At 65.0% G+C, this 600-nt stretch carries 1 protein-coding gene; it reads left to right on the forward strand.

The window, feature by feature from the left end; all coding sequences use genetic code 11:
• On the forward strand, nucleotides 1–600 hold a 600-nt coding region (locus tag AX721_RS12265), incomplete at both ends, for a TonB-dependent receptor domain-containing protein (protein WP_156467146.1).

Genomic DNA, 600 nt, shown 5'->3' on the forward strand with positions numbered 1-600 from the left:
ACGCCATCCGCAACATCCCGGGCTCGACGAAGCTGTCGGTCTGCTACGCCAGCGCAAACCTGTCCCACCCCTTCTGCGCCCCGACGCAGTTCCGGCGTAGCCCGCTCACCGGCGAGGTCAACTTCCTCTCCTCGCAGCCGACCAACGCCGGCAAGGAAGTGATGAAGGGCGTCGATTTTGGGGTGCGCTACACCTTCGACGTCCGCGGCCTGCGCGCCGACGTCGACTGGAACACGACCTATCTCGCCAAGTACGAGATCACCCCGTTCCTGGGTGCGGACCCGATCATCTTCGACGGCCGCATCGGCGGCGGCAACGGCGGCTATCCGCACTGGCGCTCGAACGCGGCCTTCAGCCTGTCGGACGTGAACTGGAGCGCCACCTGGTCAGTGCAGATGATCGGCAAGGCGAAGGACTTCAACGCCGCGCCCACCGCCATCGGTTCGCGCACGTCGAACGTCTTCTACCACTTCGTGCAGGCCTCCTACCGCGTCAACGACAAGGCCAGCATCGCCGTCGGCGTGGACAACCTCTTCGACAAGGATGCGCCGTTCATCCAGAGCTGGACCGACGCCAACACCGACACCATGACCTACGACC

This window comes from Phenylobacterium sp. CCH9-H3, from assembly GCF_001557235.1.
Taxonomy (GTDB): domain Bacteria; phylum Pseudomonadota; class Alphaproteobacteria; order Caulobacterales; family Caulobacteraceae; genus Phenylobacterium.